Origin of the sequence: Sphingomonas abietis (assembly GCF_027625475.1) — a bacterium.
In the GTDB taxonomy this organism is placed as follows: domain Bacteria; phylum Pseudomonadota; class Alphaproteobacteria; order Sphingomonadales; family Sphingomonadaceae; genus Solisphingomonas; species Solisphingomonas abietis.
The window spans coordinates 1,323,945-1,349,979 of record NZ_CP115174.1 but is presented as its reverse complement, the minus strand read 5'-3'; the positions used below and the strand labels follow the sequence as shown (position 1 = coordinate 1,349,979).

Annotated in this window: 22 protein-coding genes; 12 read left to right on the top strand and 10 right to left on the bottom strand. The window is 64.5% G+C overall.

The window, feature by feature from the left end; genetic code table 11:
• Positions 1 to 230: 230 nt before the first annotated feature.
• Positions 231 to 1,157, top strand: a complete 927-nt coding sequence (locus tag PBT88_RS06540; RefSeq protein WP_270078407.1) for an ABC transporter ATP-binding protein — start codon at positions 231 to 233, stop codon at positions 1,155 to 1,157.
• Positions 1,154 to 1,927: an ABC transporter permease gene (locus tag PBT88_RS06535; RefSeq protein WP_270078406.1), complete on the top strand. Its 774-nt coding sequence runs from the start codon at positions 1,154 to 1,156 to the stop codon at positions 1,925 to 1,927. Before PBT88_RS06540 ends, PBT88_RS06535 begins: the two co-directional genes overlap by 4 nt.
• Before the next feature lie 60 nt (positions 1,928 to 1,987).
• Here PBT88_RS06535 and PBT88_RS06530 read toward each other — a convergent pair whose 3' ends face one another.
• Positions 1,988 to 3,397, bottom strand: coding sequence for a sugar porter family MFS transporter (locus tag PBT88_RS06530; protein WP_270078405.1), 1,410 nt, complete (start codon positions 3,395 to 3,397; stop codon positions 1,988 to 1,990).
• A gap of 686 nt (positions 3,398 to 4,083) precedes the next feature.
• Between PBT88_RS06530 and PBT88_RS06525 the strand changes: the two genes are divergently transcribed.
• A complete protein-coding gene (locus tag PBT88_RS06525) occupies positions 4,084 to 5,700 on the top strand; it encodes an FAD-dependent oxidoreductase (protein ID WP_270078404.1) in 1,617 nt (538 codons plus the stop codon).
• A gap of 213 nt (positions 5,701 to 5,913) precedes the next feature.
• Here PBT88_RS06525 and PBT88_RS06520 read toward each other — a convergent pair whose 3' ends face one another.
• The 4 genes from PBT88_RS06520 to PBT88_RS06505 all read right to left on the bottom strand — a co-directional run bounded on the left by PBT88_RS06520 (position 5,914) and on the right by PBT88_RS06505 (position 8,936).
• Complete coding sequence (locus PBT88_RS06520; RefSeq protein WP_270078403.1) at positions 5,914 to 6,084, bottom strand: hypothetical protein; 171 nt, start codon at positions 6,082 to 6,084, stop codon at positions 5,914 to 5,916.
• The gene (locus PBT88_RS06515) at positions 6,081 to 6,776 is read right to left on the bottom strand and encodes a carbonic anhydrase (RefSeq protein WP_270078402.1); all 696 of its coding nucleotides are present in this window, start codon (positions 6,774 to 6,776) and stop codon (positions 6,081 to 6,083) included. The genes PBT88_RS06520 and PBT88_RS06515 overlap by 4 nt, the downstream gene beginning before the upstream one ends.
• Positions 6,777 to 6,903: 127 nt before the next feature.
• Positions 6,904 to 8,220 (bottom strand): ATP-binding protein, encoded by a 1,317-nt coding sequence (locus tag PBT88_RS06510; RefSeq protein ID WP_270079196.1) that lies wholly within the window; start codon positions 8,218 to 8,220, stop codon positions 6,904 to 6,906.
• 5 nt (positions 8,221 to 8,225) lie between these two features.
• A complete protein-coding gene (locus PBT88_RS06505; protein WP_270078401.1) occupies positions 8,226 to 8,936 on the bottom strand; it encodes a response regulator in 711 nt (236 codons plus the stop codon).
• A 233-nt stretch (positions 8,937 to 9,169) separates the two neighbouring features.
• On the opposite strand from PBT88_RS06505, the gene PBT88_RS06500 reads away from it, so the two are divergent.
• The gene (locus PBT88_RS06500) at positions 9,170 to 9,457 is read left to right on the top strand and encodes a hypothetical protein (protein ID WP_270078400.1); all 288 of its coding nucleotides are present in this window, start codon (positions 9,170 to 9,172) and stop codon (positions 9,455 to 9,457) included.
• A 30-nt stretch (positions 9,458 to 9,487) separates the two neighbouring features.
• A complete protein-coding gene (locus tag PBT88_RS06495) occupies positions 9,488 to 10,123 on the top strand; it encodes a hypothetical protein (protein ID WP_270078399.1) in 636 nt (211 codons plus the stop codon).
• 153 nt (positions 10,124 to 10,276) lie between these two features.
• Here PBT88_RS06495 and PBT88_RS06490 read toward each other — a convergent pair whose 3' ends face one another.
• On the bottom strand, positions 10,277 to 13,069 hold the full coding sequence (locus tag PBT88_RS06490; protein WP_270078398.1) for a bifunctional aconitate hydratase 2/2-methylisocitrate dehydratase: 2,793 nt from the start codon (positions 13,067 to 13,069) through the stop codon (positions 10,277 to 10,279).
• A 426-nt stretch (positions 13,070 to 13,495) separates the two neighbouring features.
• The gene (locus tag PBT88_RS06485; RefSeq protein ID WP_270078397.1) at positions 13,496 to 13,978 is read right to left on the bottom strand and encodes a VOC family protein; all 483 of its coding nucleotides are present in this window, start codon (positions 13,976 to 13,978) and stop codon (positions 13,496 to 13,498) included.
• 398 nt (positions 13,979 to 14,376) lie between these two features.
• On the opposite strand from PBT88_RS06485, the gene PBT88_RS06480 reads away from it, so the two are divergent.
• Positions 14,377 to 14,829, top strand: coding sequence for a PA2169 family four-helix-bundle protein (locus tag PBT88_RS06480; RefSeq protein ID WP_270078396.1), 453 nt, complete (start codon positions 14,377 to 14,379; stop codon positions 14,827 to 14,829).
• A gap of 295 nt (positions 14,830 to 15,124) precedes the next feature.
• On the opposite strand, the gene PBT88_RS06475 is transcribed toward PBT88_RS06480, so the two are convergent.
• From PBT88_RS06475 to PBT88_RS06465, 3 genes are all read right to left on the bottom strand, one after another.
• Positions 15,125 to 17,524: a TonB-dependent receptor gene (locus tag PBT88_RS06475; RefSeq protein ID WP_270078395.1), complete on the bottom strand. Its 2,400-nt coding sequence runs from the start codon at positions 17,522 to 17,524 to the stop codon at positions 15,125 to 15,127.
• Positions 17,525 to 17,638: 114 nt separating this feature from the next.
• Positions 17,639 to 18,223, bottom strand: coding sequence for a peptide deformylase (def, locus tag PBT88_RS06470; RefSeq protein WP_270078394.1), 585 nt, complete (start codon positions 18,221 to 18,223; stop codon positions 17,639 to 17,641).
• Positions 18,207 to 18,659: a hypothetical protein gene (locus PBT88_RS06465; RefSeq protein WP_270078393.1), complete on the bottom strand. Its 453-nt coding sequence runs from the start codon at positions 18,657 to 18,659 to the stop codon at positions 18,207 to 18,209. Before PBT88_RS06465 ends, def begins: the two co-directional genes overlap by 17 nt.
• Before the next feature lie 294 nt (positions 18,660 to 18,953).
• On the opposite strand from PBT88_RS06465, the gene PBT88_RS06460 reads away from it, so the two are divergent.
• From PBT88_RS06460 to PBT88_RS06435, 6 genes are all read left to right on the top strand, one after another.
• A complete protein-coding gene (locus PBT88_RS06460) occupies positions 18,954 to 19,256 on the top strand; it encodes a hypothetical protein (protein ID WP_270078392.1) in 303 nt (100 codons plus the stop codon).
• The gene (epsC, locus tag PBT88_RS06455; protein ID WP_270078391.1) at positions 19,253 to 20,161 is read left to right on the top strand and encodes a serine O-acetyltransferase EpsC; all 909 of its coding nucleotides are present in this window, start codon (positions 19,253 to 19,255) and stop codon (positions 20,159 to 20,161) included. The genes PBT88_RS06460 and epsC overlap by 4 nt, the downstream gene beginning before the upstream one ends.
• Before the next feature lie 458 nt (positions 20,162 to 20,619).
• Positions 20,620 to 21,672, top strand: a complete 1,053-nt coding sequence (locus PBT88_RS06450; RefSeq protein ID WP_270078390.1) for a methionine ABC transporter ATP-binding protein — start codon at positions 20,620 to 20,622, stop codon at positions 21,670 to 21,672.
• The gene (locus tag PBT88_RS06445; RefSeq protein WP_270078389.1) at positions 21,669 to 22,331 is read left to right on the top strand and encodes a methionine ABC transporter permease; all 663 of its coding nucleotides are present in this window, start codon (positions 21,669 to 21,671) and stop codon (positions 22,329 to 22,331) included. The genes PBT88_RS06450 and PBT88_RS06445 overlap by 4 nt, the downstream gene beginning before the upstream one ends.
• A 9-nt stretch (positions 22,332 to 22,340) precedes the next feature.
• Complete coding sequence (locus tag PBT88_RS06440; RefSeq protein WP_270078388.1) at positions 22,341 to 23,132, top strand: MetQ/NlpA family ABC transporter substrate-binding protein; 792 nt, start codon at positions 22,341 to 22,343, stop codon at positions 23,130 to 23,132.
• 303 nt (positions 23,133 to 23,435) lie between these two features.
• Positions 23,436 to 26,030 (top strand): TonB-dependent receptor, encoded by a 2,595-nt coding sequence (locus tag PBT88_RS06435; protein ID WP_270078387.1) that lies wholly within the window; start codon positions 23,436 to 23,438, stop codon positions 26,028 to 26,030.
• The last annotated feature ends 5 nt before the right edge of the window (positions 26,031 to 26,035 follow it).

Genomic DNA, 26,035 nt, shown 5'->3' with positions numbered 1-26,035 from the left:
TCATACATCACGCTACCGTTAAACTCGTTGCTCCTTGAAACTGGATAAGGTTAAGAGGCAGTTATTCCGGCCCAGCAACGATTGCGCACATTTTTCCTATAACGCTGCTTTTCCGGTAAAGTTTAGGCGAAATTTCTTTCGTGATGCGCGGCGCCCTCTCCGTGCCTATCTGTCAGCCGGCGGGAGCATCCGGGCTGCCACGCTCCGTTTCGGTCGTTTGAGGATTTTCCATGCCATCGATTCTGTCGATTTCCGCACTCAGCAAGCACTATAAATCCGGCCTGAAAGCCCTCGATGGCGTCGATCTCGAGATCCGGCGCGGCGAGATCTTCGCGCTGCTGGGGCCGAACGGCGCCGGCAAGACGACATTGATCAGCATCGTCTGCGGCACGGTGACGAAGACGGCCGGCACGATCGCGGTCGACGGCCATGATATCGTGACGGACGCGCGCGCCGCCCGGCGCAAGATCGGGTTGGTGCCGCAGGAGGTCGCGGTCGATATCTTCGGCACGGTCTGGAACACGGTCAGCTTCAGCCGGGGCCTGTTCGGCCGCTCGCCGGATCCCGCCTATATCGAGCAGCTGCTGCGCGATCTTTCGCTGTGGGAGAAGCGCAACAGCAAGATCATCGAGCTTTCGGGCGGGATGAAGCGCCGCGTGATGATCGCCAAGGCGCTGAGCCACGAACCCGATCTGCTGTTCCTGGACGAGCCGACCGCGGGCGTCGACGTCAATCTGCGCCGCGACATGTGGGCGCTGGTCCGCAAGCTGCGCGACAAGGGCGTCACCATCATCCTGACCACCCATTATATCGAGGAAGCGGAAGAAATGGCGGACCGGGTCGGCGTGATCGACGGCGGCAAGATCCTGCTGGTGGAGGACAAGGACGCGCTGATGCGCAAGCTCGGCAAGCGCCGCCTGACCCTGGCTCTTCAGGAGCCGATGAGCCATGTGCCGGACGAGTTGGCGCCATGGTCGCCCACGCTGGAGAATGACGGCCTCCGCCTCGTCTACAGCTTCGATGCCGAGGCGGACGATACCGGGATGCCGGGCCTGCTGCGCCGGCTCGGCGAACTGGGGATCGATTTCAGGGATCTCGATACCAGCCGGAGTTCGCTCGAAGACATCTTCGTCGGCCTGGTGGAGCGCGCGGCATGAGCGGCGGCCTGAACCTCCATGGCATCTGGGCGATCTATCGCACCGAAATGGCCCGCACCGTGCGGACGGTGTGGCAGAGCATCGCCACGCCGGTGATCACCACCGCGCTCTATTTCATCGTCTTCGGCGGCGCGATCGGATCGCGGATGCAGCATGTCGGCGGTGTCGGCTATGGCGCCTTCATCGTCCCCGGCCTGATCATGCTGACCTTGCTGACCCAGAGCATCTCCAATGCGTCAGTCGGCATCTATTTCCCGAAATTCACCGGCACGATCTTCGAGATATTGTCCGCGCCTCTGTCCGCGATCGAGGCGGTGATCGCCTATGTCGGCGCGGCGGCGAGCAAATCGGTGGTGATCGGGCTGATCATCCTCGTCACCTCCACTTTCTTCACCGATGTGCAGATCCTCCACCCGGTCTGGATGGTGGCGTTCCTGCTGCTGACGTCGATCACCTTCAGCCTGTTCGGCTTCATCATCGGCATCTGGGCGAAGAGCTTCGAGCAGCTGACGATCATCCCGTCGCTGGTGGTGACGCCGCTCACCTTCCTCGGCGGGGCCTTCTACTCGATCGACATGCTGCCGCAGCCGTGGCGGGCGATCAGCCTGTTCAACCCGGTCGTCTATCTCGTCAGCGGCTTCCGCTGGAGCTTCTACGGCATCGGCGACGTCAGCGTCGCGGCGAGCCTGGCCTTCACCGCCGGCTTCATGGCGGCCTGCCTGGCCTTGCTGTGGTGGATCTTCCGGACGGGCTGGCGGCTCAAGCCCTGACGGGCCGCCAGAACAAGGATGGGCCGGAGCAAGGGCGTTCCTTGCTCCGGATGCAGCGGCTTACTGCGCCTTCCAGTTACGGATGCCGCCCGCGCGCGGGCTGAACTTGCCGGCCCGCAGCGCGCCTTCGATATCCTCGAGGCTGGCGCCTGCCGTCTCGGGCACGAAGCGGAAGACGAACAGGAACGACAGCAGGTTGATGCCGGCATAGATCCACATCGTCGTGCCGAGGCCGACGGCCTGCACCAGCGACAGCGCGGTGCCGGTAACGATGAGATTGCTGCCCCACAGCATCGCGGCGTGGAGCGAGGCGGCCGGGCCGCGCATCGCCAGCGGGAACATCTCCGATCCGAGCAGCCAGCCGCACACCTGGATGCCGCCCGAATTGAACAGCATGAAGGCGAGCAGGAAGGCAATCGTCGCCCAGCCGGCCAACCCGCCATGCGCGCCGGTCGCGAACATCGCGCCGAGGCCGATCAGGCTGATCACCGAACCGGGGATCATGATCAGCATCAGCCGGCGGCGGCCGATACGATCGACATAGAGGCAACCCAGCAGCGTCACCACCGCATAGACGATCGCCACGCCCAGGCTGGCGAGCAATGCGCTCGAACTGCCGAAGCCGACGTCCGACAGGAAGGTGGGCGCATAATAGATCATCATCTCCAGCCCGCCGCATTGGGTGAAGAAGGCGACACCGAGCGCCGCCAGCAGCGCCGGACGCAGCCAAGGCTGGCGGATGCCGCTCCAGCCGCTCTCGGCGTCATTGGCCTCCTGCGCGACATCGCGGATCTGGCGCAATTCGCTGCGCACCTGACGACGGCTGGTCCGCAGCTTGGTCAGGATCCCGGCGGCTTCGGTCAGCCCGATATTCTCCGCTGCCCAGCGCGGGCTGCGCGGCATGAACATCATCGCGACGAAGATCAGCAGCGCGGGCGCGGCGGCGATCGCCACCATCGGGCGCCAGCTCCATACCCCGTGCATCCCGAAGCCCACGATATTGGCGAGCAGGATGCCGATGCCGATCGCGACGTTGAACATCGTCACCAGCCGGCCGCGCTTTTCAGGCGGCGCCAGCTCGGAAATGTACATCGGCACGACCTGCGTCGATCCGCCGACCGCCAGGCCCAGGAACAGCCGTCCACACACCAAGGCCCCTACGGTGGGCGCCAGCGAGCAACCGATCGCGCCCACCGCGAACAAGGCCGCGACGATCAGAACCGACACTTTTCGCCCGAACTTCTCCGACAGCCAGCTCGTGCCGAGCGCGCCGACGACCGCACCCGCCAGAATCGCCGCCGTGACGATCTCCTGCATCTGGTGATCGAGGTGGAATTCGGCCGTCATCGACAGCAATGCACCGGAAACGATGCCGGTATCATAGCCATAGAGGCCGCCGCAGACCGCCGCCACCACCGCGGCGAGGCCGAGCGTCCGGGCGGCGCCGTCCGACGGTGCGGAGGCGGCCATGGCGGCCTCGATGCTGCGATCGGGGCCAGTGGGAAAGGGTGAAATCGTAGAAACCTGAGCGCTGCTGCTTTGCAAGATCCATATCCGAATTGTTGACACGACAGACGGATGGGAGGGTGCCCCTCCCATGTGCCTATCCTCTCGCTATGATAACCGGTGGCGTGACAGCCACTCTAGAAATCCGCAGCGCATGATCGCCGGGAACATGCGCCTTATGGCCAGCCTTGCGATCAAGGTCAAATATGCCGCAGAAAGGCCACCCGCGGCTGCGGGCGCCCTACGGCATATGAACATCTTTGGGCGACGAAAGATCCTGCATTGGCCGGACAATTTATCTTGATTGTGAAAATGATCAGACCATACGCCGCCATAGCCCATCTGGACTTCACCGGGGTCTCGCGCACACCCCCTGGATACCGGGTTTTTGCACCGACGGAGCATTGCCCTCCGCAAGGACCGAACGGCATGGAATCTGCGGTTTCAAAGCCTGGAGCCATCGACATTCGGATCGGTTGAATATGGGTGATCGTTTCGTTGCAGACCGGCCGGAAACGCATTGACGATCGGGCGGATCGCACCTGCCCGATAATCGTGGATGGCAGGCATGGCAGCCGCTAATGTTGGGCCAAGACTGCCGGGCCTCGTTCGCGGGGAGCGGATATTTTCGGCCCTGGCGGGAGCGCGCAATGGAGACGATCGGGCAAGATCTGCGGGAGATGCAGCGCGTGCCGCTGGCGCCGTCGCACGTCGCGGCGCTGCGGGCCGCAGGCACGATCGTCGATTATCCGGCAGGCACCTTTCTCGCGCGTCCCGGCGAGCCGGTCGATCGCTTCGTCTATATCGAGGATGGCGAGATCAAGGTGGTCAATCCGTTCACCGGACAACGGCATCTCTCGTCCACGCTCGGGCCGACGCAGTTCATGGGGGAGATCTCCTTCCTCAACGGCGGCGCCTGGTCGATGGCGATGCGGGCGGTGCGGGATACCCGCGTGATCGAGGTGCCGCGCCGGGACATGCTGCGCTTGATGTCCGAAATCCAGGAGATGTCGGACATCGTCATCACCGTGCTGGCCGCGCGACGACGACGCCAGCTCGATGCCGGCGACAGCTCGCTGGTGCTGATCGGCGAGGATGCGGATCGAAAGGTCCGCCGGATCGCGGAGTTCGCGAGCCGCAACCGCCTCCCCTACAGCGCCTACGCGCTCGGCAGCGCGGAGGCCGCGACGGTGGCGACGAGTTGCGCGATCTCGGCCGACCATCCGGCGGTGATCTTCGGGCGCGGCAATGTCGTCGCCGATCCGACGCCCGACAAGGTGGCGCGCCTGCTCGGCCTCAATCGCGATCTGGTCGATGACGAGGCGTTCGACGTGCTGATCGTCGGCGGCGGGCCAGCCGGTGTCGCCGCCGGCGTCTATGCCGGCGCGGAAGGCCTTCATGCGCTGGTGGTGGAAGATATCGCGATCGGCGGCCAGGCCGGCACATCGAGCCGGATCGAGAATTATATGGGCTTCCCGACCGGCATTTCCGGCGCCGACCTGGTGTGGCGCGGCGAAGTCCAGGCGATGAAGTTCGGCACCCGCTTCGCGATGCCCCGCCGGGTGGTGAAGCTGGAACGGCTCGACGATGCCGGCTTCTGCGCGACCTTCGACAATGATCAGCGCGTCCGGGGGCGCGCCGTCGTGGTGGCGACGGGGGTGCAGTATCGACGCCTGCCGATCGATCGGCTCGCCGCGTTCGAGGGCGCCGGCGTCTATTATGCCGCGACCGAGAATGAAGCCCGTTATTGCCGCAACAACGAGACCATCGTGATCGGCGGCGGCAATTCGGCGGGGCAGGCCGCGATGTTCCTGAGCCGCACCGCCAGCCGGGTCCGCCTGCTGGTGCGGGGCACATCCCTGGCATCGTCGATGTCGAGCTATCTCTCCAGCCGGCTGGCGGCCGATCCGGCGATCACGATAGAATATGGCGTCGAGGTCAGCGCGCTGCACGGCGACGACAAGCTCGACGGCGTGACGATCCGCAACGTCCATGACGGATCGACGCACGAAGCCCACAGCTGCGCGCTGTTCATCATGGTCGGCGCTGCGCCCAACAGCGACTGGCTGTCCGGCCTCGTCGCGCTGGATGACAGCGGCTTCGTGCTGACCGGCGAAGCGGTCGGCCAAGCCTCCCCCTATGCGACATCGCAGAGCGGGATATTCGCCGTGGGCGATGTGCGCGCGGGATCGGTCAAGCGGGTGGCCTCGTCGGTCGGCGAGGGATCGGTCGTCATCTCCCGGGTCTGGGACTATCTGAACGACTGATCGCCACCGGCGGACCATAACCGCCTGGGGGCCTGCGGTGTCCCTCGGCAGGAAGGCCCATGGTCGCCTGCGCCCGAACCGCCGTGCCACTTGTGCCATCGCCTTCGAGCGGTCGGCGATGGCGGCACGGTCGGTTCGGACGGTCACGACCTTTGACGGCTGGGGGGTATGCGCGGATTTCTCGTTCCCGGGGAACGGTGCCCACGCACGCCGTCAGGTCGCGAACCCGTGGAGGCGGTGTTCCTTACCGGCGAGATCGATGCCCTGCATTGCAGCCTCCCAACCGAGCGGGCCGACCAAGCAGCCGGGCTGCGCCTCGATGGCATCCCGCGCCGCGCCGCCGAAGCCGCTTTTCAGGTGATCGCACAGCGGGGCACTGCTCATTCGGCGGCCATCGCAAACGGGGTTTCGGTGGCGACGCGGCGTTCGGCGCGCAGCGCCATCGGCAGCGGCGATCCTTCGCGCAGCGGCACGAACCGTCCGCTATCGCCATCGAGACCCAGAACCTCTCCGGCATGGATATCGACGAACCAGCCGTGCAGCGAAATCTGGCCCCGCGCGATCCCTGCCGCCACCGAGGGATGGGTGCGCAGATGCGCGAGCTGCGCAACGACATTCTCAAGGCTGATCGCACGGACCAGATCGCCGTTGTCCATCTCGGGATAGGCATCGCGGACGATACGCCGCGCGGCGCTCGCGTGGCGCAGCCACGCCGCGACGTTGGGCATGTCCTCGAGTTGATGCGGTTCGGCAACCGCCTTCATCGCGCCGCAGTCAGAATGGCCGCAGACGATGATGTCGCTTACACCGAGGGCCGCGACCGCATATTCGACGGTCGAGGAGACGCCGCCGTTCATCTGGGCGAACGGGGGCACGATGTTGCCGGCGTTGCGGCAGACGAACAGGTCGCCGGGCTCGGCCTGCATCACATGCTCGGGCACGATCCGCGAATCGGCGCAGGAGATCATCAGCGCGGTGGGCGATTGCCCCTCGCTGGCGAGAGCGCCGTACAGCGCGCTGCGGCGGGGATAGACATCCTTCTCGAACCGAAGGACGCGACCGATCAGTTCGTTCATGTGCATACTCCTAAAGGCCGCCGCCGGATGCGGCGGCGCTGTGCCAGGAGGTAGCGGGCCGCTTTTGCTGCGTTGCCGCGGGACTGTAAGGAAGTCTTGCTGCGGGCGGCCGACCGGCGGCTGGCCGTCAGCGGCGCGGTAGTCTCAGTTCGGCGCGCAGGCCCCCTTCCGGCCGATTGGCGAGATGCAGCACGCCCCCCTCGGCCTCGGCCGCTCGCGCGACGATGGCGAGGCCCAGTCCCAGCCCGCTGGTGTTGCGGCTGCGGGCCGGATCGAGCCGGGCGAAGGGTTGCAACACCGCCTCCAGCTGATCCTCGGCGATGCCGGGGCCGTCGTCATCGACCCGCACCACCAGCCGATCGCCCTCCGCCGACACCGAGACGCGGGCATGATGCCCATAATGCAGCGCATTCTCGACGAGATTGCCGATCGCCCGCTTCAGCCCGATCGGTCGCACCATCGCCTCGAGATGATCGTCACCGACATAATGGGCGTCGCCCCCCCGATCGATCGCATCGTCGACGATGGTCGCCGCCAAGATCGCGACGTCGGTGCGGATCGGCGTTTCCGGATCGTCCTCGCCGCCCAGATAGGACAGCAGGGAGCCGACCATCGCCTCCATCTCGGCGACGTCGGTCTCGAAGGCGCGGCGCAGTGCCGGATCGGCGATCGCATCGGTGCGCAACTGAAGCCGGGCCAGCGGCGTCCGCAGATCATGGCCGACGGCGGCGAGCGCCTCCGTGCGATCGACGATCAGGCGGTGGATGCGGGCCTGCATCGCGTTGAAGGCGTGGATCACGCGGCGGACTTCACGCGGCCCCGCCTCGGGCAGGGTCAAGCCCGCGCTCCGCCCGATCCGGTCGGCGGCGCGCGCGAGCATCGCCATCGGTCGCAGCGTGTGGCGGAACAGGGCCGCGCTCAGCACCAGCAGGACGGCAGCGGGCAACAGCGCCAGCAGGATCCTGTGCCAGCCCGGACGACCGCCGCCGGTGGGGGCGGTCGCGCGGAATCGCAGCCATGTGCCGTCCGCCAGCCGCAACGCACCGAACAGCTGCGCCTGGCGCCCGACCGGCACCATCTGCACGCGCAGATCGCTGTCGGCGAGGCTCGGCTCCCAGTCGAGCACGCGCATCCAGATCGGGCCGCGCTCCAGCCCGACCGGTGGCCCCGGCCGGGCGGAGCCGGACCAGTGAATATCATAGCGATTGGTGGTCAGTCGCGCCGCCATCGCCGGCCGCTCGGGCCAGCGCTGATCCGACACCAGCTTGCGGGCGATGACCAGATGCTCGGCCAGCCGATGGGCCTCGTCGTCGCGGATCAGCGCGCGGCTGGATCGTTCGTAGAGCAAGGTGCTGGCAACGAACTCCACCGCCAGCGTCAGCAGCAGGATCGCGAGCAGCCGCCCGAGCAGCCCGACCGAGATCGGTCGCCGGTATCGCGCCATCCTCGTCAAAGCCGCGTGACCTCGGTGTTGAACATGTAGCCGATGCCACGCACCGTGATGATCGGCGCGTCCTTGCCGGCGCTCGACAGCTTGCGCCGCACCCGGCTGACCAGCACGTCCACCGACCGATCCGAGCTGTCGCCCATCCGCGTGCGCGAGAGCTCGATCAGCCGCTCGCGGGCGATGACCCGCTGGGCATGGTCGGTCAGCGCGACCAGCAGGTCGAACTCGGCACCGGTGAGATCGATCACCGCGCCGCCCGGCGAGGTCAGCTCGCGGCGCGGCAGGTTGAGCGCGAAGCCGTCGAAGCGGACGATCCCCTGCCCGCGTTCGGCCCGGCGGCTTTCCGCGCCGCCCCGGCGCAGCACCGCACGCACCCGCGCGATCAGTTCACGGGTGCCGAACGGCTTGGCGAGATAATCGTCGGCACCCAGTTCCAGGCCGATGACACGATCGGTCTCGCTGCCCTTCGCGCTGATGAAGATGATCGGCACCTCGCTGTCGCGGCGCAGCGCCCGGCACAGATCGATGCCGCTGGTGCCGGGCAGCATGATGTCGAGCAGCACGAGATCGACCGGCCCCGCCTCCATCGCCAGCCACATCTCCGGCGCGGTGCCGCAGGGGCGCACGACATAGCCATTCTCCTGCAGCGCGCGCGTGGTGAGCGTGCGGAGCGCCGGATCATCCTCGACCAGCACGATGACGGGCGAGGTCATCGCGAATGCTCCGCCACGGCCAGCGCCGGCACGATCGGGGAACGGATGCAACGCGACATAATCTTCTCCACCGCCGGCACGCCACCGGACGGAGCGCATCTAGGGCACGATGCCCGCGGCGGCAGCCCATGCGGAGATGGCGACATCATTCCTTACAATCGCGCGACGGATGGGCAAATCCCGCATCCTAACTGGAAGGGACGAGGCATCCCCGCCTCGCGGAGACCGTTTCGATGATCCGCCTGCCCCCGATCGCAACAGCATTGCTGCTTCCCACGGCAGCATGGCCGGCGCTGGCCCAGCACCAGCAGCCCGCCGGCCATGGCGCCACCGCCGGCCGCAGCCCGCATCAGGCCTATCGCCCGATCGCGACGGCCAAGCCGTGCGGCATCGCGATGCACAGCCTGCCCGGCGGCAAGCTGCCGGTATTTGGAATGCCCGCCCAGTCGACCGCCGCCTGCGTCGACGGCGGGATCGCCAGCGCCGCCGGTACGTCCGCCAGAATCCACGCCCCCGACTGATCCCATCCACCCGACTTATTGGAGAAAGCCATGCGTAGCCTGATCTTTGCCGCCCTGATGTCCGCCGCGATCCCTGCGATCGCCATGCCTGCAATCGCCCAGGCCGAGACGCGCGCGCCGAAATCCCTGCTGGCGATGTCGCCGGACGCATTCCGCACCGCGACGACCGTGAAGGATGATCCGCTGGAGTTCCACGCCACCCTCTCGACGGAGAAGGCACATCGCGAGGGCTGGAAGATCCTCTCGCCCTACGGGCACGACAATCATCTGCGCGCGATCGTCGACAAGCAAAGCGGCGCGGTGCGCTACGAGGTCCGCCAGTCGCTGCGCTACTGGGGCACCCAGCGGGACTATCGCACGGCCCACTACATGACCGACCAGGGTCTCCGACAGGTCGCCCTGAGCGAGGCGCGCCATGGACAGGACGTCTGCCCGACCACCGAGAACAACCTCGAATGCCCGCTCTCCAAGACGATGGCGTTCGGCGTGGACGAAGCCGTGCTGCGCGCGGTCGCGGCCCGCTATCAGCCCGGCGCCGGGGACGGCCTCGCCTTCCGGCTGAAAGATGCGACGGGCCACGACATCAGCTCGGGCATCGTACCTGCCGAAGCGGCCGGGCTGCTGCAAGCCGTCGACCGCTATCGCAGCGGCCTGACCCTCTCCTGAGCCCGACCCTCTCCTGAGCCTGACCCTTTCCCAAGAACGGGAAGCGCCCCCTGGCAGTCGGGACGATGCGAGGCTGGATGGGCGGCGCAGGCAGAATTGCCCGCGCCGCCCATCCAGACGACCACTGCTATCGCCTTGGACGCAGCGGTCGTTTTAGAAAAAAACCGACCGTGAATCGATCGGCGCAGCCCCCGGCGGCGAGAATTTGGTCAAATCTATCCCTTCGACCGCGCTCTTATATTCCTCGGCGTTCGGTGTCCGTCCGAGAATCGCCGACAGCACCACGACCGGGGTCGAGGCGAGCAGCGATTCGCCCTTCTTCTCGGCGCTGTCCTCGACGACGCGGCCCTGGAACAGGCGGGTGGAGGTGGCGAGCACGGTGTCGCCCTTCTCCGCCTTCTCCTGGTTGCCCATGCACAGGTTGCAGCCCGGACGCTCCAGATAGAGAATATTCTCATATTCGGTGCGGGTGGCCGTCTTCGGCTTCACGTCATCGAATTCGAAGCCCGAATATTTCTGGAGGATCTCCCAGTCGCCCTCGGCCTTCAGCTCGTCGATGATGTTGTAGGTCGGCGCGGCGACGACCAGCGGCGCCTTGAACTCGACCTTGCCCTCGGTCTTCTCGATATTCTTGAGCATCTGGGCGACGATCTTCATGTCGCCCTTGTGGACCATGCACGAGCCGACGAAGCCCAGATCGACCTTCTTGGTGCCGCCATAATAGGACATCGGCCGGATCGTATCGTGGGTGTAGCGCTTGGACACGTCCGCATTGTTCACGTCCGGGTCGGCGATCATCGGCTCGTCGATCAGATCCAGATCGACGACGACCTCGGCGAAATATTTCGCGTTGGCATCGGGGGCCAGTGCCGGCTTCTCGCCCGAGCGGATCTCGGCGATGCGGGCATCGGCCTTGGCGATCAGGCCCTTCAGCGTCCCCGCGACATTTTCCATGCCCTTGTCGATCATGATCTGGATGCGCGCCTTGGCGATCTCCAGCGATGCGATCAGCGTCTCGTCCTGCGAGATGCAGATCGAGGCCTTGGCCTTCATCTCGGCCGTCCAGTCGGTGAAGGTGAAGGCCTGATCGGCGAGCAGCGTGCCGATATGGACCTCGATGATCCGGCCCTGGAAGACATTCTCGCCACCGCACTGCGCCAGCATCTGCGCCTGCGTCGCATGGACGACATCCCGGAAGTCCATGTGCGGCTGCATCGTGCCCTTGAAGGTGACCTTCACCGACTGCGGGATCGGCATGGTCGCCTCGCCGGTGGCGAGCGCCAGCGCGACGGTGCCCGAATCCGCGCCGAAGGCCACGCCCTTGGACATGCGGGTGTGGCTGTCGCCGCCGATGATGATCGCCCAGTCGTCCACGGTGATGTCGTTCAGCACCTTGTGGATGACGTCGGTCATCGCATGATAGACGCCCTTGGGGTCGCGCGCGGTGATCAGGCCGAAATTGTTCATGAAGGCCATGAGCTTGGGGATGTTGGCCTGCGCCTTCTTGTCCCACACCGATGCCGTATGGCAGCCCGACTGATAGGCGCCATCGACCAGCGGCGAGATGACGGTGGCCGCCATCGCTTCCAGCTCCTGCGCGGTCATCAGGCCGGTCGTGTCCTGCGATCCGACGATGTTGACCTTCACGCGCACGTCCGATCCGGCGTGCAGCACCTTGCCGGGAGTCACCCCCACGGCATTGCGGTTGAAGATCTTCTCGACCGCGGTCAGGCCGACGCCGTCGGCGGTGATTTCCTTGTTGGCTGCGTAGACCGCGGGCGCCTCGACACCCAGCGTCTCTGCCGCGAAGGTCTGGAGCTTCTTGCCGAAGACGATGGCATAGGAGCTGCCCGCCTTCATGAACTCCATCTTCTGCGGCGTGAAGGCGGCGGCGACATCGACCAGCGTATGGCCGGCCTCGTCGGTCAGCGTCTTGTTCTTCACGTCGATCTTGAGGACGGTGCCGGTCTCGACCGAGAATTTCTCCTCGAGCACCGGATTGCCGTCATTGTTGATGATCGGCTTGCCGTCCGGCCCGGTCTGCTTGACCCAGTTCTTCAGGTTGATGCCGATGCCGCCGGTCACGTCCACGGTGGTCGCGAAGATCGGCGAGATGCCGTTGGTGCCGGCGACGACCGGCGCATAATTGACGAAGGGCACATAGGGGCTCTGCTGCTTGCCGGTCCACAGCGCCACATTGTTCACGCCCGACATGCGCGACGAGCCGACGCCCATCGTGCCCTTCTCGGCGATCAGCATCACCCGCTTATCGGGATGCTGGGCCTTGAGCGCGACGATCGCCTGCTGCGCGGCCGGCGAGATCATGCACTGGCCGTGCAGCTCGCGATCCGAGCGTGAGTGCGCCTGGTTGCCCGGTGACAGCAGATCGGTCGAGATATCGCCCTCGCCGGCGATGAAGGTGACGACGTTGATCTCGTCCGCGACATCCGGGAGCTTGGTGAAGAACTCGGCCTGGGCATAGCTTTCGAGCACGCCCTTCGCGACGGCGTTGCCGGCCGCATAGGCATCGCGCAGGCGCGCCATGTCGGCGTCGTACAGGAACACCTGGGTCTTCAGCACCTCGCCCGCCTGCGCGGCGATGGTGGCGTCGTCGCCGAGCGCGATGTCGAGCAGGACTTCGACCGAAGGGCCGCCCTTCATGTGCGACAGCAGTTCGAGCGCGAAGGCCGGCGTGATCTCCGGGACGACCGCATCTCCGAGGATGATCTGCTTCAGAAACGCCGCTTTGACGCCCGCCGCGCTGGTGGTGCCCGGCAGGGTATTGTAGATGAAGAATTGGAGCGCATCGGCCCGGCGCCCGTCATCGGGCTCCTTGATGAGCGCGATGATGTCGGCGAGCAGGCCGCCGTCATCGATCGGCTTGGGCGCGAGTCCCTGACCTGCTCTGTTTTCGATTTCGGTCAGGTAATCAGGGTAGAAGCTCATCTTTTCCCACCGTTTGGAGTGACGGAAGCGAACGCATCGCCACTCACCGGCCGTCGTCCGGCGTGGGGCGGATGCGCGGCGGGTACGCCAACCGGGCACGACTGACAAGACGCCGCATCGCAGCAACGAGGCCCGTGCCGTCGCGATTTCCGGCATCGCAGCGCCCCAGCCTGCCCGGGGACGGCACGCCGCATGACGGACGCGGATCCGGCCGACATATCGTTTCGAGCGATGCCTGACGCATCGCCGATCGGCATCGGCTCAGTCCGCGAGTTCCGGACGCTCGCGACAACCCGGCGCAATGCCGGGGTCTGGTCCGCCTCTTTCCGCAGCGCCGCCGCGCCGACACGATCCAAATCCCGATATTGCCGGCCCAGACGTCCCCATTGTCAGCCATTTGTTCGGGTTTGTCTCATCTCCCTACCGCTAGGCTCGGTAGGAGGAGACTTCGACAAGGTTGCCATCGGGATCGCGAACATAGACCGAGCAGATGGGACCACGAGCGCCGCTCTTGATGACCGGGCCTAGAATGATCTGGGCGCCCTGCTCTCGAAAATGCGCCGCTACGTCGTCGGGGCTCGCCTCCGTCAAAAAACAGAGATCGTCACTACCCGGGCACGGCATCCTGCCTGTGAACCAGTCCTTCTGCGTCGCAGTCAGCGGCCGGAGATTGATCTTGTTCTGCCCGAACATCATGCTGGTCCGGATGTCGCCCGAAGCGGCTGGTCGATCCTCGCGCACCATCCCCAACATCTGCGCGTACCAGGCCGCAGAGACGTCGACGTCCCGAACATGGAGAACGAGGTGATCAATAGCGTCAACGGTCAACATCCCTTCACTCCCGGCAAGCGCGGCGTCGCCAGCCTGTGAGACGCGCGGGAACGAGGCGCAATGCTCGCCGTCGCGCAAGCCGGCATCCAGCCCCTGCCCGTTACTCCCGGTTTCCGGCACCCCTTCACGTCCGGCTGCCGCACTGATCTGCCGACAGCCTGGCGATCATTGTGGAGGCGGAAGGCGACCAGACCGCCCCTGACCTCGGCGCGCACACAGGCGCGAGTGCAGCACCCAAGCCTCCCGGCAGACAGTCGAAAGCCATGCACTCATAGCAATAGACCGCAATTTTGATCGCGGCATTGCATGACATGCACCCCATCGCCTTGACCATCCCGCAGTTGGCCAACGACTCATCGCGTTCAAAATATTGATCTACGTTATCCATCGCTTTTTATTTTATGAATCTGGCCAATTTCTGGACCCGAGCGCAGGAACGATCAGTTGAGAGGGTCCACTATTGAAGGTTCAGTCTCATGAGCAACGATCACGACATCAAAACGCTGAACTCGCTGATCGAAACGGTCATCGATAGCGCGGACGGCTATACGGAGGCGTCAAAGGCCGCCCAAGGCTCGCGTTTCGAGGAGATCTTTCGGCGTCGCGGCGCCGAGCGCCAGCAACTGACGACCGAATTGCAGGGCAAAGTCCGATCGCTGGGCGGCGAGCCCGAGAATGACGGCACACTGTTGGCCGGTGCCCATCGCTTGTTCCTCAATCTGCGGAACAGCATGTCGAGCGACGACACGACCATCGTCGATCAGGTCGAAGCCGGCGAGGATCACATCAAGCACAAGTTCGAGGACGCCCAGCGCGACAAGGAACTGAGCCCGGCGACGCGCGCCGACATCGATCAGGCCTATCTGATCGTGAAGGCCGGGCATGACGAGATCCGCGATCTCAAGCACGCCCTGCACGCGAGCGGCTGAGGCTGACGCCGGGGCGGCCTGGCCGCCCCGGCGCACCCGGCCACAGAAACGCAGAAGCCGCCGAGGATCGGAGGCGAGCCAGACCGGCACCAAGCCATTTTCCCCGGCCCATTAGCGCCCAGGGGAAAACCGCATAGCTTACCCCCTTCTAAGGGGCGAGCCTCGCAGCGGCAGGGTTTAGGCCGAACAGCCTAAGCCGTCACGCCGCTCTGAAGTGCGGGAATTGAGCAGTGGCGCGGTCCATCGGCTCTTGGGGTGGTGGAGAGCCGATGGGTGCTCGATCCGAAGCTGGACATTAGAAGTTGGCGCGTAGCGTGCCGCCGAACGTGCGAGGTTCGCCCGGCTGGCCGACGACGAGGCCCGTATTTCCCGACTGGGTCGCCAGCACCTCGTAATAGTCCTGATTGAAGGCGTTTCTCACCCAACCAAAGACGTCCCACCCCTTGCCGAACCGGAAACCGGCCCGGAAGTTCACCAGAGCATAGCCCGCAATGTTGGTATAGGCCGATGGCGAGGGGTTGGATGAGAAGGTAGAACGATAATTGCCGTCCACGCCCGCATAGAGCCGTCCGACCTCACCGCCAATCGATGCCGGAAGGCTGTATTCGGCGCCGAACGATGCCGACCATTTGGATACGCCGGGCAGGCGCTGTCCCGAAATGTCGCACGTCGCAGGGCTGACGCCACCGGGCGTGCCTGCCGGACTGGGCACCGCCCCGGTTGTGCCGCCCGACAGTTCGGGCGGACAAGGCGCATCGGCGAAGTGAATATATTTGGCGTCCGTATAGGCGCCGTTCGCGTACAGGTTGATCCGATCAGAAGGGCGCGCGCTGAAATCGGCTTCGATGCCGCGCGTGCGAACCTTCCCTGCATTGGCGAGATAACCGCGAAGGACGCCCAACTGACCGTTGGTGACGGTGGCCTGATAGTTGATCACGTCCGTCCAGAAAGCCGACAGATTGAGCGTCACGGCATGATGGAACCATTGGGTCTTGACGCCGACTTCATAGTTGCGGACGTCTTCCGGCTTGACCGTGGCGGACGCTAAGATCGGCTGGTTATTGGCATCGAGCGGCAAGCCGGACAAGTTGATGCCGCCGGATTTGAAGCCCCTCGAATAGGTCGCATAAGCCAGCGCATCATCGGCGAGATCGTAGGACAGGGTGATGTCGCCCGATACGTTCCACTTGCTGAACGAAGCTTGATAGCTTTGCGGCGCCAGCACGCCACGCTGATCGCTGTTGAGCGTCGTGCTGCCAGTTCCCGTCGTCACGACCGCGACATAAGAACCTGATTTCTTGTCATAATTCAGCCTGAGGCCGGGCTGCACCCGCAGCCGATCCGTCACATGCCAGGTCGCCTGCCCGAAAGCGGCGAGGCTCGTGTTGTTGAGACCGATCGTATTGGTCGAGCGCAGGCCATCGAGCACGGCCGGATTCTTCGCGTTCGCGCTGGTCGGATTCAGCAACCAGCGGCTCGCCGCCGAGCCCTGTTCCTGGACGCCCGACGTATTCAGATCCTGATGAAACGCAAACAGGCCGCCGACATAGTCGATCTTGCCGGTCGATCCGGCATAGCGTATTTCCTGGGTATACTGGTTCTGCTTCGACGGATTGGCCGAGATCGTCGTGATCGGCAGACCGATGAAGTCTCGATCGTTCGATGGATCCCAGTTCCAGAACCGCCATGCCGAAACCGACGTCAGCGTTCCCGAACCCAGTTCCCATTTTGCCCGGAGCGAAACGCCGCCGAGTTCCTGAAAAGCGCGGAGTGGAGTGTCGAGATCGGTGACACGATCGAAAGCGTTGAAGCTCGGCGGTTTATACCCGAACGCGGCCGCAAGCGCGTCATATTGGCGATTTAACGCTCGCTGCGTTTTTCCGACCCGCGCATAGACCTGCGCGCAGCAATTGGGGTTCTGGCGATTATAGTCGCCCGACAGAGTGATATCGAGACGGTCGCTTGCCTTCCAAAGCAGTTGCGCGCGAATGGCCTGATTATCCAGCGAATTGACATATTTGTCGCTCGTTTCGTTGAAGATCGTGCCGCGTCGCGTGGTAATCGCCCCGGAAATGCGGATCGCGACCTTGTCCGTGACGAGCGGACCTGAGAAAGACGCTTTGCCTTGGAAGAAATCAAGATTTCCTCCGGTCAGCTCGATCGTCCCTTCCGGGGTGAAACTCGGGGCCTTGGTGGTTATGTTGATCGCGCCGGCGGTGGTATTCTTTCCGTAGAGCGTGCCTTGCGGTCCGCGGAGCACCTCGACACGGTCGATATCGACGAAATCGAAGGTCGATGACGCCACCCGGCTATTATAGACGTCATCGACATAGATTCCGACGCCCTGCTCGATACCGTCGTTGGTAAGCCCGAAGGGAGAGCCGAGACCGCGAATGTTCAACGTCGTGTTTCGCGGATTGGTGGAATAAAGTGTAAGGCTCGGCTGAAGCTGGGTCAGCTTGAAGACATTGAACGTACCCGTTGCGGCCAGCGCCTTACTGCCAAAAGCAGAAATCGCGATCGGAACCTTTTGCAGCGATTCTTCACGGCGCCGGGCAGTGACGATGATATTGCCGTCGTCGCTCGTCGTCGCTGTCGTATGAGTGTCGGCGCTGGGCGCCGGCGCAGCCACCGCTGCAGATGCCAATGTGGTCACAAACAGGGCCGCAACCCCAGTCAGATAGCGTGACTTCATGCTAATTCCCCCATTACCCAAGTCGGGTACTAGGGAATATGACATTGCGGCGCACCATGAAAAATCTTTTCAACCGCGCAGATCGAGTTTTGCCCCTCCCGCGATCCCGCAAAATTACGCCCGTTCAGTGCTTTCCAGCGCGGCGAGCCCGCTCTCGGGGAAAAGCGCTTCGATGAAGCCGAATTGCGTCAAATCCCGGATACGCAGCGGGTAGAGTATCCCGTTCAGATGGTCGAACTCATGTTGGAAGACGCGGGCATGAAAGCCCCGCGCCTCGCGCTCGAACGTGACGCCATCCTCCAACATACCGCCATAGCGGATGTGGGTCGCACGGGGCACCAGGCCGCGCATACCGGGGACAGACAGGCACCCTTCCCAACCGTCTTCCATGTCCTCGCTGAGCATTTCCATCCACGGATTGATGAGGGTCGTGACCGGGACCGGCGCCTCGTCGGGATAGCGCGGATTGCTGTCGAACCCGAAGATCAGCAGCCGCAGATTGATCCCGACCTGCGGTGCGGCGAGACCCACGCCATTGGTTGCGTGCATCGTCTCGTAAAGATTGGCGATGATGCTTTTCAGATCGGGGTCCGCGGGGTCTTCGATCGGCCGTGCAACCTCGAGAAGCCGCGGGTCACCATTTTGAGGATGTCGTAGATCATGCTGCGTCTGTCCTCGTGCCTCAGTCCGCCGTCGCATGAGGATCGATCTCGTGGATCGGCAGATCCCAATGGTTCGTCGTCAATTCCCAGCGCCGGTCCTCGTCGCGCTTTCGGGTGGCGACGTCGGGGAACAGGGCCTTCTCCACCTCGCTTTCATGGGTGGAGCCTTCATAGCCGTTATAGGTGATGATGATCCGATAGTCCCAGCGGCTATCCTCGCTGGTGTGAAGTCCGGGACGGAAGACGCTATAGTCCTTCACGAAACCGCGGCGCTTCTCCTCATCCAACTCCGCGATCTGATATTTTTGGAAGAGACGCCACCATTCGTCCTGGAAGCCATATTTGGCACGATAGACCCACTCGACCTGATATGGCTTCGCTGGCGGCACCGGTACGGTTGATTGGGCGAGGCTCGCCGTGGCCGATGAGGCGAGCAGCGCCAAGACGACAAGGCCGTTCCGATAATGACGCATTCGCTCGATCCTCAAGATCCATCCGGGCGGAAACCTGGGGACGAGCATCGGCGCAGGGAAGGCAAAATTTCCTAGTCATGGGATAGGATATCTTGCACCTGCCGTCGCCGCGAAGGCCTGAGAAACAGGATTGCCGCGCGCCCGACCAGAAGATTCTATATGTGTCTCTGCCCGGCGGCAACGAGCCGCGGTGGTGAAGAGTTATTGTCTAGTGATGTAGTAGAGATTTCTTGGCGTGGCGCTGAGGCATGGCTACCCCCGACGCCACCGGATCGCAGCGGCAGGAGAGGACCGATGACCGCCAAGTTCGATGCACGCATCACCCCGGGGCCTTTCGACAGCGGTTCCGGGCGGCGGCAAAGCCATTGGCTGCGCAGCCGCCCGCAGGCATTGGAGGCCGATCTCGACACGCGGAACGATCCGACCGCTGGTCATCGGCTGCTCGATGCTGGTGATGCCGGCCGCATCGCCGTCGGATCCGGGGCCGAAGATTTCCCGATCGAACGCCTGCGGCTCGCCCATGGCGAGCATCCGCCGTTTCCGCTCACCCGGATAGCCAACCGGCACCTTACCCGCACGAGAAGCCGACGCCCATGACCGATGTCCCCGAAGCCGCCTTCCCCGCCAACATCGATCGCACGATCGACGATCTGCGCACGGCGCGGCTTGACTGGCGGGGCGCACACGCCCGTCACACCGAGCTCGGTGTCCATTTTCCGTCGCGCTCGGCTCTCAAGCGGGTGCTGGTGGACCTGATCTCGGCGCTGTTCCCGCTCCGCTTCGGGCCACCCGAACTGACCACCGCCAACGAAAACGCCTATGTCGGTGCGACCCTCGAAACCACGCTCGATCAATTGGCTGCGCAATTGATCCTCGAGTTCGACCTGCCGGATATCAAGGGCAAGCAGCCCGAGGCGGCGGCGCGCGCGATCGCCGTCATCGGGTTGCTCGCCGCCCGTCTCGCCGACATCCGGCGGCTGATTGATGCCGACGTCCAGGCCGCCTATCGCATCGATCCTGCGGCCAACAGCGTCGATGAAGTGCTGCTGTCCTATCCCTCGCTGATTGCGATCATTCACCACCGCATCGCGCATCAGCTATATCGTGCCGGATCGCGGATCGTGGCGCGATCGATCGCGGAAATCGCCCATCGGGAAACCGGGATCGACATTCATCCCGGCGCACAGATCGGCCCCGGCTTGTTCATCGACCATGGCACCGGGGTGATCATCGGGGAGACCGCCGTCATCGGCGTCGACGCCCATATCCACCAGGGGGTGACGATCGGCGGCGTCGGCCGTGCGCGCGGCGAGCGGCGCCACCCGAGCATCGGAGACCGGGTCGTGATCTTCCCCGGCGCCGTCCTGCTGGGGCCGATCGACATCGGCGCAGACGTGGTCATCGATGCGAACGTGGTGCTGCGGCAAGCCGTGCCCGAAGGCAGCTTCGTGCGGGCCCCCCGTCCCGAAATCGGGGCTCATTCTCTCGGCGAGCGCGGCTGACCGGAACCAGTCCTGCTGTCGGTCGTCGCGCCCGGTGACAGGCGTGACGGCGGCTCGGACTTTCGATCGACCCGATCGCGATGTGTCACCCGACCAGGTCGGCGGACTGCCTCCGGAGGTCGTTTCTCCACCCACCGGAAAAAAGGGCCGCCCGGAGGCGGCCCAGTGTGGAGAGTATCAGAATGGCGGGGAAAAAGGATGCCACCTGATCCTTTCCCTCTAACCGACCTCACAGGCCTGACCATATTAATTGTCTATCAATGGACTCAGGAATTATTGTCGCCGCCGTTGCCGCCTCGATGCGCCGAATGGCTAAAATAGTCGAAATCCAACGCGTTTCGGGCAAGCAAGCCAAGCAGGTGGAAAGCCTCATTTCCTATCCTAGCAGTAGAGTTTCCTTGCCGACGGCCCGAACCATGGCTTAGGGCCGCCCGCTCATACCGACAGAACGCGATGTCATGCCCCACACCCATCCGCCCGATCCCGCCATATCCTCCGCCATATCCGGTGCCGAAGCGACGCCGCCGCCGGTCGCATTTGCGGGCGTATCCCGCCGCTATCCGGGAACGGCACGAGCCGCCGTCACCGATATCAGCTTTGTGGTATCGCCCGGGCGGATATGCGGGATCATCGGCCCCTCCGGCGCGGGCAAATCGACGGTGGTCCGGCTCGTCAACGGGCTCGAGCAGCCCGACCAGGGGCGCGTGTCCGTCTTCGGCCAGGCGATCGATGGCCTAACGCCGGAGGGCTTGCGCCACCTGCGCCGCCGCGTCGGCATGATCTTCCAGTCCTTCGGGCTGCTGTCGTCGGCGACGGTGGCGGAGAATATCGCCCTGCCGCTGCGCCTGCTTCAGAGAAGCGGCGAGGATCGACGGTTGCGCGTCGCTCATCTGCTGGACCGCGTCGGGCTCACCGGGCTCGGTGATCGCTATCCGGCGCAGCTATCGGGCGGCCAGAAGCAGCGCGTCGGCATCGCACGCGCGCTCGCGACCGATCCTGAGATCCTGCTCTGCGACGAGGCGACGAGCGCGCTCGATCCCGAGACAACCCGGTCGATCCTGCGCCTGCTCGACAGCCTCAATCGCGAGCTGGGGCTGACGATCATCATGGTCACGCACCAAATGGAGGTGATCCGGGATCTGTGCGACGATCTCGTCGTGATGGATGACGGCAGGATCGTCGAACATGGCGAAGTCCGCGATCTGTTCCTGTTCCCGCGGCATGCGGTGACGCGGCGGATGGTGGCGGAAACCGACCCGCACCAACCGTTGCAGACGCCGCCGGGCGCGCAGGTCGTCAGGGCCACGATGACGGGCGAGGCTGCCCGCGCTCCGCTCCTTGCGACCATTGCCCGGCAGACCGGCGTCGATATCAGCCTGCTCGACGGCCGTGTGGGGCGGCTTCGATCCGGCGATTACAGCCAGCTGCTCCTCGCCCTCAGCGGCGAAGGCATCGCCCCGGCGCTTGCCGCCCTGGAAGCGGTCGCCACGATCGAAAGGCTCGGCCAGTGACGCTGTTCGCCAACACGGACCCGGCCGAGATCGGCCAGGCGACGCTCGACACGCTTGCGATGCTGGGCGGCAGCTTCGTGCTGACGATCGCGCTCGGCCTGCCGCTGGGGCTGCTGCTGTACCTGACCGCGCCGGGCGGGATGCGCGCGCATCGCCGGCTCAATCTGGTGCTCGGACTGATCGTCAACCTGGTCCGCGCCGTCCCCTTCATCATCCTGCTCATCGTGATGATACCGCTGACCGTGCTGCTCGTCGGCACCTCGCTCGGCGTTCTTGGTGCGATCCCGCCGCTGGTCGTCGGCGCCGCGCCCTTCTTCGCGCGACTGGTCGAGACGGCCCTGCGCGACGTCGACCGCGCGACCATCGAGGCGGTGCAGTCGCTCGGCGCGACGCAGGCGCAGATCGTGCGTCGCGTGCTGCTGCCCGAAGCACGGCCCGGCATCGTCGCGGCCGCCACCGTGACCGCCATCGCCCTGGTATCGTTCACGGCGATGGCTGGGGTGGTCGGCGCCGGCGGGCTCGGCGATCTCGCCATCCGGTCCGGCTATCAACGCTTCCAGACCGACGTCATGGTCATCACCGTCGCGCTGCTGCTCATCCTCGTCCAGATCATTCAGATCACCGGCGACCGGATCGTGCGCCGCGTGACCCATCGCTGAGAGACAGACATGCTACGCCGCGCCTTCCTGCTTTCGCTGATCGCCCTCGCCGGCTGCCACGGCCCTCGTCCGGCCCATGATCCGCACACGCTGAGCGTCGCCGCGACGGCGGTGCCGCATGCCGAGATCCTCGAACAGGTCCGCCCGGTCCTCGCCAAGCAGGGGCTGAAGCTCGATATCCGCGTCTTCAACGACTATGTGCAGCCCAACAGCCAGGTCGATCAGGGGCTCATCGACGTCAATTATTTCCAGACCAAGCCATATCTGGATGACTTCAACCGCGCGCATGGCACGCATCTGGTGCCGATCGCCGGCATCCATGTCGAACCGCTGGGTGGCTATTCGCGCAAATGGAAGTCCCTGGCCGCCCTCCCCCAGGGCGCGGACGTCGCGATCCCCAGCGAGGCCAGCAACAATGGTCGCGCGCTTCTCCTGCTTGCCAAAGCCGGTCTGCTGAAATTGCGCCATCCCGGCGACCCGCTCGCGACCGTGCGGGACATCGTCGCCAATCCGAAGGGCCTGAAGATCCGCGAGATCGAAGCGGCCACCCTGCCGCGCATCCTCGACCAGGTCGACCTCGCCCTCATCAACACCAACTATGCGCTCGATGCGAAGCTCGATCCCCAGCGCGACGCCTTGCTGATCGAAGACAAGAACAGCCCCTATGTGAACTATCTGGTCGGCCGGCCCGGCGCGGACGCCGATCCTCGGGTGCGCGCGCTCGTCGCCGCGCTGCGGAGTGATGCCGTTCGCCGGTTTATCGTCGCGCGCTACAAAGGCGCCGTCATCCCCGCCTTCTGATCGAACGGACGGTCGATATCGGCACGGGCCGGATCGATCGACCGTCCCCGACGTCGAGCCTCGCCAGAGTGGCGCGTGCGTTAAGCCGCCTCCGGCATCATTGAGGCGCCCGGCCTCCTCCACCGAAGAGCAAACCTAGATTTTTACCGCCGCAAGCTTCGCTATCTTGACCCTAATTTCCCTAGCACCCTACTAGAGATTAACGCACGGGGATGGCGGGCTACGCCGCTGTTGTGCCAGGATATAAAATGATCCGGCCGGCCTGCAGGGACACCGGCCAAAATCTTGGGGGATTTTCCATTGATGACATCCTTGCGCCGGGTGCGGCTGTCGTTGGCCTGCACCGTTGCCGCTGCCTGCATCATGCCTGCCCGGGCGGACGACGCGCCAGCGAGCGCGGCTCCGGCCGCGGCCGATGGGGGTGACATCATCGTCACCGCGCAACGTCGCGATCAGTCCATCCAGACCGTGCCGATGACGCTGCAGGCGCTGTCCGGCAAGACGCTGTCCCAGCTCAACGTCAACACCTTCAACGACCTGATCAAATACACACCCAACGTCACGCTGGGTTCGCAGGGGCCGGGCCAGGGCCTCATCTTCATGCGGGGCCTCTCCGCCGGTGTCGCCGCGACCCAGGGCTCGGGCGGAATTTCGACCTTCCCGAACGTGGCGCTGTACCTGGACGACCAGTCGATGCAGTTTCCGGGGCGCAATGTCGACGTCTATGCCGCGGATCTTGAGCGCATCGAGGTTCTCGAGGGGCCTCAGGGCACGCTGTTCGGTGGTGGCGCCGAGGCGGGCGCCGTGCGCTACATTACCAACAAGCCGGTCATCGACCAATTCTCCGGGCACGTCGAAGGCAGTTTCGGCGGCACCGCAGGGGGAGCGCCCAACGGCTCGTTCACCGGGACCGTCAACCTGCCGGTGATCCGTGACAGCGTGGCGATCCGCGCGACCTTCTACGAAAATCACGAGGGCGGCTATATCGACAATGTCGCGAGTGCCTTCACGCGCCTCGCCTCCGATAGCGGTTCGCAGGCCTATGGCTTCGTGCCCAGCCCGACCAACCAGGCGAACAACGGCGTCTACAATAACGATGCGCTCGCCAAGAAGGACTATAACCCGATCGACTATACCGGCGGTCGCATCGAGGCGCTCTGGGATATCAATTCCGACTGGAACCTGCTCGTCACCGAAAGCTATCAGCGCCTCGATGCCGAGGGGACATTCTCATCCTTCCCGTCCGGCTCCGATTTCCAGAAACTGGGGTCGCTCGAGACCACGACCTTCGTGCCCAGCTACAACAAGGACACGTTCGAGAACACGGCGTGGACCGTGAACGGCAAGATCGGCGACTGGAAGCTCGTCTATACCGGCGCCTATATGGATCGCCATGTCGAGCAGCAGCAGGATTATTCCAACTACTCCCGCACCGCCGGCGGCATGTATTATCAATGCACCGGCAGCGCCACCGGCTTTGGAACGGGGGCGACCCATTGCTATTCGCCGGTCGCCTATTGGCATGACGACATCCACAACAGGCATCACACCGAAGAGCTTCGCATCTCGTCGCCCGAGGACAAGCCGCTTCGCCTGCTCGCCGGCGCCTATTACGAGAAGTTCGAGATCGACGATGTGCAGCGCTATTTCTATGGGACCATTCCGACCTGCACGAGCGCGTTGATTGCCGCCGGCACCGGCTGCAACGGCCTCAACCAGACCCTGCCGGGCGCCGCCGCGAACGAGCCCGGCTTCGAGCCGGCGGGCACCACGTTCGGCGACGACCTCCAGCGCGGATATCGTCAATATGCCTTCTTCGGGTCGGTCGATTGGGACATCACCCCGACGCTCACGCTGACCGGCGGCACGCGCTACTATAATTACAAGGAATATGAGGTCGGGTCGCAGTTCGGCACCTCGCCCGGCGCCTGCTTCAACGTGCTCGTCTGTACGCTCCCGGGCTATGACGTCGATCTCGGCGCCAACAATGATCACGTCACCTATCACGGCTTCAAGAGCCGGGGCGTGCTGACCTGGAAGCCGAGACCCGGCACGATGATCTACGGGTTGTTCAGCCAGGGCTTCCGCCCGGGCGGTTTCAATCGCGGGCCCAAGCCGATCCTGCCCGATGCGGACGGCACGCCCCAATATATCCGCCCCAACGGCTACAAGCCGGACAGCCTGACCAATTGGGAAGTCGGCCTCAAGACCGACCTCTTCGACCGCACGGTCACGCTCAACCTTTCAGCTTATTATATGGTCTGGAAGAACATGCAGTTGCAGTTCTTCAATCCCGAGGGCTTCGGCAACCTGGCCTTCGTCACGAACGGCGCCAATTTCCACGTCAAGGGCGCCGAGGCGCAGGTCACGGTTCGGCCCTATGCCGGCCTGTCGATCCAGGGCGGCGCCACCTATAACGACAGCAAGCAGGTCAGTTCGCCCTGCTTCGTGTCCGATTATCCGGGCTCTTCGACGTTCGGCCAGTGCATCAGCACTGCGGTCAGCCCGTTCGGGAATGTCGGCTCGCGCCTGCCGTTGAGCCCCCGTTTCCAGGGCAATCTGCGCGCCCGATATGAATGGCAGGGCCAGAATAGTCTCAACTGGTTCGTCTCGGGAGGCGTGACCTATACCAGCGCGATGTACAATGAGCCGTCGACCTACCCCTCGGGCGAGGGCGTCACGATCCCGTCGACCGCGCTGCTGCGCTACCGTATGCCCGGCTACGCGCTGCTCGACGCGACCATCGGCTTCCGCCGCGACAATTGGACGATCTCGCTCTTCGGCGACAATCTCGCCAACAGCCATGCCAGCACCTTTACCTCCTCGACCGAGCGCATCAAGCAGGAGATCCCGGTTCGGCCGCTCACCTATGGCGTGAAGGTGGGCGTCAGCTTCTGACATCG